The following is a 12,807-nucleotide window of genomic DNA, read 5'->3' on the forward strand; positions in this document are numbered from 1 at the left end:
CCGCACTCGGGTGGCGCGGGTGGCGTTGGGGCCGCGCCTCGCGTAGCGTCGCCCGTATGAGCAAACTCGCTTTAGCGTGCCCTCGGTTTGGGCACTTGGCAACCCTCATCGGGGATGGCCAGCGATTCTGCATCCACCGTTGCGGTCGGTGATTTCCGTGTCGAACGCGACCTTTCGCGCCGAACACCGCGAGCCCTTGACTTATGTGGCCTTGCCCGTCACCGTGACGATTACAGACATGGGTGAACGCGTCGCCGCCGCGTACAGGCAGATTGAGTTATACCTCGCATCGCGCGGAATCAACCCTTCCGGCCCGGGGGTGGTGCGCTACCGCGGGACCGACCAACGGGGCGCCTTCGCCGTCGAAGTGGGCTGGGTGATCCCGGAGAACACATGGATAGACCTGCCCTATGTCGCGGAACTTTTGCCAGCTGGGCGCTACGCAGTCGCCGCGTACACGGGGCCGTATTCGGCTCTCGATGATGTCTCCGCGGAGGTAATGATGTGGGCAGACCTGACTGATCTCGCCCTCGACGTGGCGGCAGGCGGGGGCGAGTGGGTCTCACGCGTCGAGCTCTACCTCGATGACCCCCGGGTGGGTGTCGACGGTCTTGAGGGTGCTGTCGAGGTCTGCATATTGACGCGTAACTAGTCCTCCTTTTCTCGGTCGATCGGCACGATGATTTCGTCGGAGTGCGATCCCGCGTACGAGTCAGGGGACTCATCGCTGACAGGGGGTGTTGTGGTGCTGGCTCTCAAATAGGTGGGCATCGGCTCAGATTCGGGTGCCCTTCCCAGTTTCTGGAGCCACGAGGTCTTAGGTTTGACCGCGACCGCGCCGGGGTTGGACGAATCGAGGCCGTACTCGTCACCAATACGTTCCGTAATGTGCTCAACAAAGTCCTGACGGTTCCCGCTGAGGTAAACCTGATGCTCGCCTTGGAACGCCCGAATTGTCGAGATCATCATGCCGATCATGACCACCGAGAATGGCAGCGCGGTGATGATGGCGGCAGTCTGGAGTGCCGTGAGGCCGCCGCTCAGGAGGAGCGCGATCGCGACCAGTGCGGTGGTGACCGCCCAGAACACGCGAAGCCAGCGCTTGGGGTTCTCCGAGCCGCCGGACGTCAGCATGCCTAGCACGAGGGACCCGGAGTCGGAGGAAGTGATGAAGAAGAGGCCAATGAGCAAAATAGCGCCATAGGCCGCCACGCTCCCCCCCGGTAGGCCGTCAAGCATTTGGAACAACGAGCCGTCGTAGTCAACTTCACCGTCAGGCCCGATCATCCCGCCATCACCGTAGAGCTCGCGATAGATGGCCGTACCTCCCAGCGTCGCGAACCACAGGAACGCGATCGATGTCGGCACCAGAAGGACTCCCCAGACGAACTCCCTTACGGTACGGCCCTTCGACACTCGTGCGATGAAGATGCCGACAAACGGCGCCCAAGAGATCCACCAGCCCCAGTAAAACGTGGTCCAAGCCGCCTGCCACTGCTCGCCGGCCTCGCCCCCATATGCGGAGACGTTGAAGCTAAGGCCGACAAAGTTTTGGACGTAGGAACCTACGTCTTGCACGAACTCCCGCAGGATGAAGAGGGTGGGCCCGGCGAAGAGCACGTAGAGCAGAATCGACCCCGCCAGAGCCAAGTTGATGTTTGACAACCACTTCATGCCCTTTTGGAGTCCAGTGACGAGCGAGAAGATGGTAAATACCGTGATGATGCCGATGAGTGCGATCTGTGTCGTGGTCGTGGGCTCGGCGATGCCAGCGGAGTCAAGCCCAGCCGACATCTGAAGTACGCCGAGTCCCAATGACGTTGCCACGCCAAACATGGTCCCTACGACTGCGGTGATGTCTATGACATCTCCCCACCGGCCTTTGACGCGGTCACCCATCAGCGGTTCGAGGGCCCACCGGATTGACACGGGGCGGCCTCGCCGGTGCACCGCGTACGCGATGGCGACACCCACCACGATGTAAATGGACCACGCGTGTATGCCCCAGTGGAGGAAAGTCTGGGTCATCGAGGCCTGCGCGAGGTACTCGGGCGTTCCGCTAATGCCAGGCCGTGGGTCCGCATAATGCGCGAGTGGCTCCGCAACTCCGTAGAACACGAGGCCGATTCCCATGCCGGCGGCAAATAGCAGAGAGAACCAGGAGAAGAGCGAAAATCTTGGCCTGTCGTCGTCCTTGCCTAGTCGAATATTGCCAAAGCGGCTGAAGCCGATGAAAAGCGTGAACCCCACGAAGACCGCTGCGATGAGGACGTAATACCACCCGAAGCCGGAGATGATTCCGGATTGAACTTGGGCGAACGACTCCTCCGCGGACTCTGGCCAGATAACCGCGTATAGGACGAACCCCATGATCAAGACTGCGGCAGGCCAGAAAACGGATTTGCTCAACGTGGACTTAGTCATCGCGTGGTGGACGGCCGGTTCGGTTGCCATGGTTCTCCGTGAAGTGTGATCTTGCGCGGCGTGGTGTGGGATTCCCACGCTAGCGCGCTTCGCGTACGCGGGTGTGAGGCCCGTGCTTGGAGCGTCACCAGTCCGCCTCGTGGCAGCTCGCGTCCTTCGCGTACTCCACCTGAATGGTCGCGTGGGCTAGAGAGTACGTCTCCCTCAGCAGTGCGCGCGCGGCGTTCAGCACCGCGGTGGGGTCGGCGTCCCTGCTCGCGACGAGGTGCGCGGTAGCGACGTCCATTCCAGAGGTGAGTGTCCAGACGTGAAGATCGTGGACGCCCTCGACGCCGGCTATGGCCAGCAGGTCGCGGTCAATCTCACGGGGATCGGTGTCGATTGGCGAGCGCTGCCCGAGGACTCGCAGCACCTCGCGGCCGAGCATGGTCGCGCGCACCGCCACGAAGACCCCGATTCCGAGCGCTATCACCGTGTCCCAGACTCCGTCACCGGTGGCGCGCACGAGCAGGCCGGCGACGATCACCCCGATTGAGCCGAGCGCGTCCGCGAAGACCTCGAGGTACGCGCCCTTGACGTTGAGGGACTCGCTCGCGCCGCCGCGCAGCAAGAGCAGCGCGACGAGGTTCACGATGAGGCCGATGACTCCCACTACAAGCATGGTTCCCGACGCGAGCTCGGGCTCGTCGCCGATGCGACCGATGGCCTCTACGACCACGTAGATGCTCACGCCCCACATCAGCAGTACCGCGAGGCCGGATGCGAACACCTCGGCGCGGTAGCTCCCGAAGGAGCGGCTTCCCGTGTGGTCAGGCCGGGTGGCGACGCGGGTGGCTACCAGGGCGGCACCGAGAGCCACGACATCGGCGGCCATGTGGCCGGCATCGGTCAGGAGGGCGAGCGAGCCGGAGCTGATCGCGCTCGCGAGTTCGACGACGAAGAACGCGAGGATGAGGCCAAAAGAAACCGCGAGGCGCCAGCGATGACGACCTCCCGCATGCCCCGTGTGGCTGTGTCCTGCGCTCATCTCATCAGGCTACGCGGCGAACGTTCACGGGGGATACGCCTTGGGGAAGAGCTAGTTCTTTGCCTTCTCTACTGCGGCGGTGAACGCGCAGGCCTCGACGGGGGCGTCGAAGATCTTCGAGCTGCGGCCCATGATGCGGGGGGCGCGGTAGTTGGAGTTGGGGACCACGTGCCCACCGCCCTTGACGGTGTACAGGCGAACGGGGGTCGCGCTGCCGGCGCCAAACTCCTTGAGGACCACCGATTTGCGGCGACCTTCCTTACCCGCGACCAGTTCGCGCGCTGGCGCGCCCTCGACGCTGTTGACCTGCAGGTTCGCCGATGGCCCGGAAACGCCGTTGACCCGCGCGAACGCCTCGGCGGATTCGATGGCGGACTTGACCTTACCGAGGGAGCTGCGGCGGTTGCCGGAGCTGCCACCCTGGTAGGGGTTGAGGGGATCTTTGGTGCCCTCAACCAGCATCACGGGAATCGGGGTGGTGAGGTTGATGTTGTCTGAGCTCTCCGGTTCGGACATATTCGCGGCGGCCGCGACTATGGCGGTGAATGTCCGGGGGCTCTGGGCCGCCATCTTGAAGAGCATGTGGCCACCGTTCGAGTAGCCGAAGCCGTAGACGCGCGAGGTGTCGAGGCCGTGCTTCTTCGACACTGCGGTCACCAGCGTCTCGAGGAATCGCACGTCGTCGACGCCCTCGGTGCGCGCGGGGTACTTGGTAGCGATGCGGCCGTCGTGCCAGCTGCGCTTGTATCCCTCGGCGTACACGACGACGAAGCCTTCGCGGGCCGCTACCTCCTCGAACTGGTAGCCGGTGATGAAGCGCATGTCTGAGGCCTTCGAGCTTGCGCCGTGCAGCACTACCCACAGGGGGGCGCCCTTTTTGAGGTTTGCGGGGACCACCTCGATGTAGTCGCGGCTGACGTCGCCGACCTTGATCGACAGCGGCGTGACGGTCGCATCCACCTTCGGCACGGCTGGGCGGGGCGCGTAGAACACCAGCCAGCCGATCAGATAGACAATGCCGAGTCCCGCAATGACACCACTCGCAATAAGCATGTCAGCCAGCCTACGGCCTTACGATGCGCCACCTGGTCGCGTTGAAAACGGCTATTGAGAGCAGCGTGCCCATCACCACTATGCCCACCACGACGACGGCGACCGAGGCGTAGCCGTTGTCCGGCTCGAGGAACGGGTAGGGGACCCAGCCATCGGTCGCGCCGCGGATGAGCACGACGGTGAGCCACACCAGCGGGAAGATGAGCACTATCCAGAATCTCGAGGTCGGGAGCGTTCGACGCGGTCCCTCGACCAGCCAGTCAATGAGCACGATGATGCCGCTCGCCAGGTGGACGACGTAGTTTGCCCAAGGCACCTCAGGAATCAGGGTGGGCGCGAGCAGGACCCAATAGACGGTCGTCACGATGACCAGGTAGACGACGGAGGCTGCGCGCAGGTACTCCACCCATTGGGGGCGAGCCTTTCCGGTGTAGTACGCGGCGATGCTGAGCGCGACCACGGCGATCACGTTGCTCTGCATGGTGAAGTAGCCGAAGAAGTTGTAGAACCTGAATGTGCCCTCGGAGATGGGGGGCCACGCGTCGCCCGCGATCGCGGCGACAATGAGCAGGACGGCCGCGATCCGTGCGGACCTTACGAGAGTAAGCATGGCCTGATATTACGGCGTGCCGGCATTTGGTGCGTCAATCGACAAAAGTCGGTCACACTTGAGCAAATGAATGCGCCTAATCCAGTAGTGACCCCCGGCTCAACGTCGCGCCGCGGACTCTCGCACCTGCTCCTCGCCATCACCGTGATCGTGGTGGCGGCTAACCTGCGCCCCGCCATTACTGCCCTCGGCCCAATCATCGAGCGCGTGGGGGACGACACCGGTCTTTCGGCCGCTTCCCTTGGCGTGCTGGGCGCGCTGCCGCTCCTCACTTTCGGCATCGTGTCGCCTCTGGTGCACCGGCTCTCGAGTCGCATCGGCACCGACCGCGCGATTCTTGGCGCCCTCATCCTGCTCGCGATCGGCACCGTGGTGCGTTCGTTGTCGGGGTTCGAGGGGTTCCTCTGGGTCGGCACCATCCTGCTGGCGGCTGCGATCGCCGTTGGCAACGTGCTCATGCCCGCGATCGTCAAGCGCGACTTCCCGCACAAGGTGCCGCTCATGACGGGCATCTACTCCGCGTGCCTGACCGGCGTCGCGGCGCTTGCCTCGGGAATTGCCGTTCCCATAGCCGATGCGGTCAATTGGGAGCTCGCCTTGGGCATCTGGGCGATTCCTGCTGCCATCGCCGCGGGCGTGTGGGCGCTGCGATTGAACGGGTTGCAGGCGGAGCGCCCGGTGCGCACGTCCGAGGCGCCCCGGCCGGGTTCGTCCATGTGGAAGTCGCCTGTCGCGTGGCAGGTCGCGTTCGTGATGACGCTGCAGTCGTCCGTGTTCTACATGCTGATCACGTGGCTGCCGACCATCGAGGGGTCGCATGGCGTGGGGGAGTCCCTCGCGGGCTGGCACCTGTTTATCTTCCAGATGGTCGGGATGTTCGCCGGTTTCGCCACCGGGCCGATCCTGCACCGGGCCAAGGACCAGCGCACGGTTGGCGCGGCTGTGGCCGGCGTCATGGTGGTCGCGATGCTGGGGCTCATCTTCGCGCCAAGCCTCGTAGTGCTCTGGGCGGCGCTCGCGGGAGTCAGCTCGGGCGCGTCGCTCGTCGTGTCCCTCACCCTGATGTCCGTGCGGGCTCGAACCCCGCAGGATTCGAGCCGGCTCTCGGGCATGGCTCAGTCGGTCGGCTACCTGATCGCTTCGCTGGGCCCCATTACGGCGGGACTCCTGTTCGAGTGGACCGGCAGTTGGGTTCCGGCGCTCGTTCTCGCGGCCACGCTGTCCGTGGGTCAGGGAATCTTCGCGCTCCTGGCTGGTCGTAACCGGTACACGCACGCTGAATAGCCGGTCCGGCGCGGCGCACTAGTGCGATCCGCTTGGCCCGCGGCGAGGGTGGCTTGGCGTTGGGCAAGTCTGTTGTCGACGTTGCTCATTACCCGTCTCCGGTTCACGCCCGGGGCTTGTGAGTTGCGTATCTCCACTCATATCCGTTTCAGGCTGGGCGCAAGTGGGGTGTAGTTCGCTACCTGTATCTACTTCCCGCTCGGCTTTCGTGAGTTGCGACGCTCCGCCCCTCGTCGCGTGCCGCGGACCTCTGCCTCAGGTGTCCGCTCTAAGGGGACTGTGGCTGACCGGGACGACGGCATGATTTAGCCTGAACGCATATGAACAAAAGCGACACAGTGAGCGGTGCACCTTAATGAGTAAGCCCAAGAAGCCCCCTCGTCCGGTTCACTCCGCGACGGTTGTTGGGACGGAGATGATCGCGCCCGACATGATTCGGGTGATTCTCGGTGGCGACGGGCTCCGTGCGCTGCCGGAGCTCACGCACACCGACCATTACGTGAAGTTCAAGTTCGGCGAAGTCACCCGCACGTATACGGTTCGCTGGTTTGACCGCGAGGCCAATCAGATGGCTATCGACTTTGTGATCCACGGCGATACGGGTCTGGCGGGGCCTTGGGCCGCGCGGGCTCAGCCCGGCGATGAGATCAGTTTCGCCGGACCTGGCGGCAAGTGGCGCCCGTCCACCGACGCGGACTTGCACTTACTCGTTGGCGACGAGGCGGCGATCCCCGCGATTGCGGCGGCGCTCGACTCGCTCCCGGACGATGCGGCGGTGAGGGTCTTTCTCGAGGTGGCCTCCGCTGATCACCATCAGCCGCTGCGCGAGACCTCGCGCACCGAGGTCACGTGGGTGCATCGCGACGAACACGTTACGGCCGACGGGAAAAGGCTCGGCTACGGTGAGGCGCTCACGCTGGCAGTGATGCGAGCGGGCCTCCCTGTGGGAGTGCGGGCAGACCGGGTGGAGGCCTTCGTTCACGGCAACGCGGACATGGTCAAGCCGCTGAGGCGCTACCTGTTCAAGCAGGCGGGGGTTCCGCGCGAGCGAGTTTCGATCTCTGGTTACTGGCGTACCGGGATGGATGAGGACGGTTGGCAGTCGAGCAAGTTCGAGTTCAACGCGGCCATGGAGGCCGAGGACTAGGCAGCTGTGTCCTGGTGTGCGTCGGCTTCGTGCGCGTCGACTTGGTGTGCGTTCACTTGGGGTGCGTCGAAGCGTGCTCGTCCGCCGAGTCGGGGTACGCGTTTGTGGTCGACTGTGCTGGGTGGGGTGAACCACACTTGGTTGTTTTTGACGGAGATGTCCCAGTGGTCGCGGTGGATTCGATGGTGACAGGTCACGCATAAAAGAACACCGTTGGCTATAACTCGCTAATGTATCCCCATGACGAACCGGCATGCAGTTGCTCTTTACGCACGTATCTCTAGGGACCCCAACGGCGACATGTTGGGCGTGACGCGGCAGCTCGAGGATTGTCGGGCCGAGGCCGAGCGCCGGGGCTGGACCGTGCTCGAGGAGTACGTGGACGACGACACGTCGGCCTACTCAGGCAAGAAGCGTGCTGCCTACGAGCGCCTACTGCAAGACATCACGAGCGGCCGTGTCGACGCAGTGATTGTGTATCGAATGGACCGCTTGCACCGCCAGCCGATTGAACTCGAGCGTTTCGCAACCACTTGCAAGGACGCAGGCCTCGCGGACGTGGTGTCGCTGCAAGGCGAGTTTGATATGGGCAAGAGTGACGGTCTTTTCCTAGCCCGGCTCATGGCCAATGTCGCCGCACATGAGTCGCAGGTGAAGTCCGAGCGCATCAAGCGCAAGTTCCTCCAGGTGGCTGAGACTGGCGCACCGTACATGGGAGGTGGACACCGCCCCTTCGGGTTCAACGAGGACCGTGTGACGCATTTCGAGGCCGAAGCCGAAGTTTTACGCGACGCGGCGGAACGTGTCCTTTCAGGTGAGTCGTTGAACGCGGTTGCTCGATCAATTGATGAACGTGGTTTCACCGGCTCGAAAGGCAGCCGATTTACTGGGTCCGGGCTGCGGACGCTGCTGCTGCGGCCCCGCAATCACGGGATGCGAGTGCACGACGGGCAGCCAATCGCCAAGGGCACCTGGGAGCCGATCATCGCGCCAGAGACTGCCGAGCGGCTGCGCTTGCTGCTGACCGATCCTGCGAGGCGCACCAATCGCACGGCACGAAGGTATCTGCTGTCGGGGATGCTGCGGTGTGGCAAGTGTGGGGCGAAACTCGCTTCGCGTCCGCGCGGTCAGGATCGCCGGTATGCCTGCGGGATGCTCACCACCGCGAATGTCCCCTGCTCAGGTGTTTACATTTCGGCACCATCGCTCGAAGCGTTTATTGCAGAAGCCGTACTGGTGCGCTTGGATTCGCCAGTGATGCTCGAGACCTTAACCAGAAGCCCCGAGGATGGCCGGGTGCCAGAAGTTGGCGACCAGATCGCGACTGATACTCAGCGGATGAAGGACCTTGCCGACATGTGGGCCGATGGGGAGATCTCCCGCGAGGAGTGGAAGGCCGCTCGAGACCGCGTTGAGTCGCGCCTCGAGGCCAATCGCCGGATGTTGGCGAGACTTACCCAGCATGACGCTATTGAGGACTACATCGGCCACGGTCACACGCTCAGGGCGAAGTGGGACACCTTGGCTCTATCGCAGCAGGTGCCGATCATTAAAGCGGTTCTCGAGTACGCGACCATCACCCCTGCGAAGAAGCGAGGGTTTAAGGGTTTGGATATTGACCGGGTGGTTCCGACGTGGCGGCTGTAGGTGCCCCGCGCCCGGCTGCCGCCTTGCGGCGCGGGACGCCTAGCAGCACGCCTACTGTCGCGACCACGTTCGGGTCAGTCACCGCAACCTGAATGCCCTGCGCTGCGCACGTGCGTTGGACCCAAGCGCGCACGTCGTCTGTAGTGAAGCCTCGTGAGGCAGCCATAGCATTCACTTGTCGCCCCACTGCGCCCAGATTGCTGGGGCACCTACCCATTCAGGGTCACTCTCTGAGTTCCACGAGTTGGTTAGGGGCGAATCAAGCATCTTCGATGCTTGTTCGATCAGGGAATGCGGGGACTCTCCCCACACCCAGATTTTGGTGGGCTGGAAGCCTTGTGCGACTTCGTACCGGTGGCGTCCAAGGATGCGCGCGTTCACGTCGGTGAAAGTCTTCGCAACGTACTTGGAGAGGTAGCCGGCAGCCTTGCGTGATTCCTCGAGTGCGCCCGAGCCCACTCCGAGATCCCCGATGAGTTTGATGTGGACGAACCCATGCCCCCAGGACTGGTCAACAAGGGAGCGGCGCACGAACTTCGCTACCGCGAAGTGCACGTGCAGCCCGTGGCCGGTCTTGTGCCACTCAGGCACCCACACGTAGGGCAGCGGAGCGCCACCTAGCCCGGTGCGCAGGTTACGGAAGAACACCCCCACGTCACGCTTGAGTTGGTCAACATCGTGGCAACCCTCACCGCGATACGTCAGTGTCCCGAAACGGTTGAGTCGGTTTGCAGCGCAGTAGCGGCGTAGACGGGCTCGAGCTCGACGCCCAGCCTCATGCGCGGAGCGTTGAGGATCGGCAGCCGCACCAGGGGCCACGTAGGAGCGCTCCGGCTTGAAAGTAGGGACGAAGCAGCCCCCACCCTCGAGGGCTTGCGGATACAGGGACAGACGCCAACCAGAATGTTGGGCAGCAACAGGGGTACGCACGGTAGGAAACCTTTTGACGAGCCGACAGGAAGACGGCACATGCCCAGCGATCAGTTTCTAGGTGCGACAACGACCGAGAGCAAATGCTCAACCGGTTCGTTGTCAGTAATTTTTTAACGGGCCTCGTGCTGTGCTGCGGACCGCAACACGAGTCATTCCCGCTACCCTGCGCGTAACTTAGCGCTCATCCTGCCCCGGGCCAGGGACATCATTTTTGTAAATTTGTCTCGTCGCCGGTATCGACGTCCGCACCACAAGTTCTACCGCAACCGGGCTCAAATCACAAGCCTGTAATTTCCTGGCGCGCACTCGTGACCTCGACTTCAGGCCCAAAAACCCAAACGAGTTATGTTGCTATTTCAAGTAAAGGAGCACGCGCTACTTCGCCTTGCGTGCCTGAGCGCGCTGTGAAACGAGGTCCTGCTCTGCCTTCTGCTGGCGTGCGTCCACCTGCGTGGAATACCTGTCCCAGAACGTGCCGCCCTGTATCGTTCGCGCCGACTTTGGCAACAATGCCTCCGCCGCTACGAGAGATAACTCAACTGCCTTGTAGTGTGCGCACACCGCAGCGACACGAGCCTCAACTGACATATTTCCAGAGGAGTGGTGATGCGGCGGGTTCTTGTCAAGATCATGGATCGATGCCTTGCCCTCCACGTTTGCTGCGGTGCGAGCCAGGATGTACATGTCTCCAAGCGCCATAGTTAGGAAGTGCACTGCGATATAGATCTCGTTTGAGAATTCCAAGCTCTGTGACGCCGCGCGGTCCTTGAGGTCGGACGCGATGCGCTGGTCTGTTCGCCCGTCCGAGATCAGGTGATCGGCAGCACTTAGGGGCGCGCTCTTCTTGGTCAGCAATAGATCGACAGTGCCACGGACGCGCGAAAGCAACATGTTTAGGTCTGGAACGACCTCGGCGGCCACGGACCGCTTGCGCCGGACCCCTTCACGAATGCGCTGGAAGATCGGCACGCCGGTCGCGATGACCAACAGCGCAGTCGCGATGACAAGTCCGTAGGTTGCATTTACTAGAGCGTCCGCCGTGGCGTCCGTGCTCGCTGTGATCACAATTCCCCCATGTATATGCGATGTTAATCAGCACTCTACTAGAGGGTGTATTAACGAGTTGCTCCATTGTTGAGATCGGTTGGGCCACGGTCTCTGGTCCACCATTTGATGTGGTGAGCTTCGGTGTAACCGGGAGGAGCCCCGCAGAACGCGCACCCGCCGTCGCGTTCGATCAACGCGATCCTTTGCGCCCGGTTGTAGATCCTGCTGCCGCGACCTAAATCTAGAATCTCGCTCTTGCCGCCCAGCAGCACCGGGATGACTTCACCGCTGGCGGCCATACGACGCGCCGTCCCAATGCATACCGGCTGCCCGCCACCGTCAATGTCTGCGACACCGGTGCCGTCCTGCAGGTCAGCGAGCGTTAACCGCACCACCACGGTGGTGGAGGCCAACGGCAGGTCGTCGCTTTCACATCCGAGGCAGTGACGGGCCAAGGCCGCCAACGCGTCGGCTCGAACCTGTGGCACGCTGCGGTCGTCCTCGGCCAGCGGGTCCCTGTCGCGTCGCTTGCGCAGGGCGTTCCCCACTAGCGCGTCAAGAGCGGCACGCACCGGAGCCGCCGTCTCCGCGTCCAGACGGGCACGCAACACAAACATCCCCTCGGAGTCCTCGTACATCGACACCGAACGTTCCTGACGCTGCAGTTCCTCCGTCAGCGCGTGACGCCCCGAATCCAGTTGCGCCTCCAGTTGGCGCACGATCCGCGCGAACCGGTTCGCCGACAACCCATGGGCACGCTCCACCAGCACCCGTTCGATCCGCTCGATGTCGCTGAGTTCCACACCCAACACGTCACGGCGGTCCCAAATTCGGGTCAGCATGCGCTTGATGAGGTTGGCGGCCTCGAGGCTGAGCCTGCCGGATCGGACCCGGTCACTGGCGATCGCGAAACGCGGTGACAGCGGCACCACCGCGGCCTCGGGACGACCATCCTTGCCATCCGTCTCGCCAAGACCATCACCAGCGCCATCGTGAGCGCCAGCATCGGCGCCGTTGCCGGAGTGTGCGACCTGCTCATCGGCGGCCAACATCTCTCCCACCTCAATGAGTCGGTGAGCATCCCCCGTGCTGCCGCCCGAGATGCTTGCGAGAAGCTCCTCCGGCGTCCTGTATCCCTGACGTTTCGCCAGCCCGGCCTGACCGTTCTCTGGCTTGGATTGCCGTGCGATGGCCGCGCCGGAGATGGCCATCATCCCCTCAAGGACGCGGCGCATCCGCGCCATCTCGCCATGTGAGGCGAGGAGCTCGGGTTGCGGCAACGCATCGACGTCAATGCCCTGCCAACCGGATCCCGAGACCACCCCCGCACGCACCCGCTCGATCGCATCGAAAGCAGCACCGCGGGCAGCATCGTCCCTGGCGGGGGTCTCAGTTACGGCTTCAGTGCCGGCGGTCGTGCTCATAGGACAATTCGACCATAAGGGACTGACATTCAGCCCCGAACAGCCCACATCTGTGGACTACTCGAGCAACCCGGCACCTGTGCACATCACCAGCTCACCCGCACCGGCACCGGTTCGGGGGTGCCTCGTGTTGCGAACCCCGCCCCGCGACCCCTCGGCTACCCGCCCGTACGCTCCCTGACCGCAGGCGTAGGCGCCGAGGCCTGGCCTG

The 12,807-nt window shown here is 63.3% G+C and carries 11 protein-coding genes; 4 read left to right on the top strand and 7 right to left on the bottom strand.

What is annotated here, in order from left to right; all coding sequences use genetic code 11:
* Positions 1-157 precede the first annotated feature (157 nt).
* Positions 158-652: a GyrI-like domain-containing protein gene (locus ACQU6B_RS01155; RefSeq protein ID WP_430868214.1), complete on the top strand. Its 495-nt coding sequence runs from the start codon at positions 158-160 to the stop codon at positions 650-652.
* Here ACQU6B_RS01155 and ACQU6B_RS01160 read toward each other — a convergent pair.
* The 4 genes from ACQU6B_RS01160 to ACQU6B_RS01175 all read right to left on the bottom strand — a co-directional run bounded on the left by ACQU6B_RS01160 (position 649) and on the right by ACQU6B_RS01175 (position 5,114).
* Entirely contained in the window at positions 649-2,454 is a 1,806-nt protein-coding gene (locus ACQU6B_RS01160; RefSeq protein ID WP_430868215.1) for a BCCT family transporter, read from the bottom strand. The genes ACQU6B_RS01155 and ACQU6B_RS01160 overlap by 4 nt on opposite strands.
* Positions 2,455-2,548: 94 nt before the next feature.
* The gene (locus ACQU6B_RS01165) at positions 2,549-3,451 is read right to left on the bottom strand and encodes a cation diffusion facilitator family transporter (protein WP_430868216.1); all 903 of its coding nucleotides are present in this window, start codon (positions 3,449-3,451) and stop codon (positions 2,549-2,551) included.
* A gap of 51 nt (positions 3,452-3,502) precedes the next feature.
* Positions 3,503-4,504 (bottom strand): alpha/beta hydrolase family esterase, encoded by a 1,002-nt coding sequence (locus ACQU6B_RS01170; protein WP_430868217.1) that lies wholly within the window; start codon positions 4,502-4,504, stop codon positions 3,503-3,505.
* 10 nt (positions 4,505-4,514) lie between these two features.
* Positions 4,515-5,114, bottom strand: coding sequence for a Pr6Pr family membrane protein (locus ACQU6B_RS01175; protein ID WP_430868218.1), 600 nt, complete (start codon positions 5,112-5,114; stop codon positions 4,515-4,517).
* 66 nt (positions 5,115-5,180) lie between these two features.
* On the opposite strand from ACQU6B_RS01175, the gene ACQU6B_RS01180 reads away from it, so the two are divergent.
* From ACQU6B_RS01180 to ACQU6B_RS01190, 3 genes are all read left to right on the top strand, one after another.
* Positions 5,181-6,398 carry a CynX/NimT family MFS transporter gene (locus ACQU6B_RS01180; RefSeq protein WP_430868219.1) on the top strand — a complete coding sequence of 406 codons (1,218 nt, stop codon included), beginning with the start codon at positions 5,181-5,183 and terminating at the stop codon, positions 6,396-6,398.
* Between the two features lie 355 nt (positions 6,399-6,753).
* Complete coding sequence (locus ACQU6B_RS01185) at positions 6,754-7,545, top strand: siderophore-interacting protein (RefSeq protein WP_430868220.1); 792 nt, start codon at positions 6,754-6,756, stop codon at positions 7,543-7,545.
* Between the two features lie 240 nt (positions 7,546-7,785).
* Positions 7,786-9,192 carry a recombinase family protein gene (locus tag ACQU6B_RS01190; RefSeq protein WP_430868221.1) on the top strand — a complete coding sequence of 469 codons (1,407 nt, stop codon included), beginning with the start codon at positions 7,786-7,788 and terminating at the stop codon, positions 9,190-9,192.
* 171 nt (positions 9,193-9,363) lie between these two features.
* On the opposite strand, the gene ACQU6B_RS01195 is transcribed toward ACQU6B_RS01190, so the two are convergent.
* The 3 genes from ACQU6B_RS01195 to ACQU6B_RS01205 all read right to left on the bottom strand — a co-directional run bounded on the left by ACQU6B_RS01195 (position 9,364) and on the right by ACQU6B_RS01205 (position 12,596).
* Entirely contained in the window at positions 9,364-10,161 is a 798-nt protein-coding gene (locus ACQU6B_RS01195; RefSeq protein ID WP_430868222.1) for a rolling circle replication-associated protein, read from the bottom strand.
* Between the two features lie 339 nt (positions 10,162-10,500).
* Positions 10,501-11,190 (bottom strand): hypothetical protein, encoded by a 690-nt coding sequence (locus ACQU6B_RS01200; RefSeq protein ID WP_430868223.1) that lies wholly within the window; start codon positions 11,188-11,190, stop codon positions 10,501-10,503.
* Between the two features lie 50 nt (positions 11,191-11,240).
* The gene (locus ACQU6B_RS01205) at positions 11,241-12,596 is read right to left on the bottom strand and encodes a DUF222 domain-containing protein (RefSeq protein WP_430868224.1); all 1,356 of its coding nucleotides are present in this window, start codon (positions 12,594-12,596) and stop codon (positions 11,241-11,243) included.
* Positions 12,597-12,807 lie beyond the last annotated feature (211 nt).

It is taken from the genome of Demequina aurantiaca, from assembly GCF_050598105.1.
Taxonomy (GTDB): Bacteria; Actinomycetota; Actinomycetes; order Actinomycetales; family Demequinaceae; genus Demequina; species Demequina aurantiaca_A.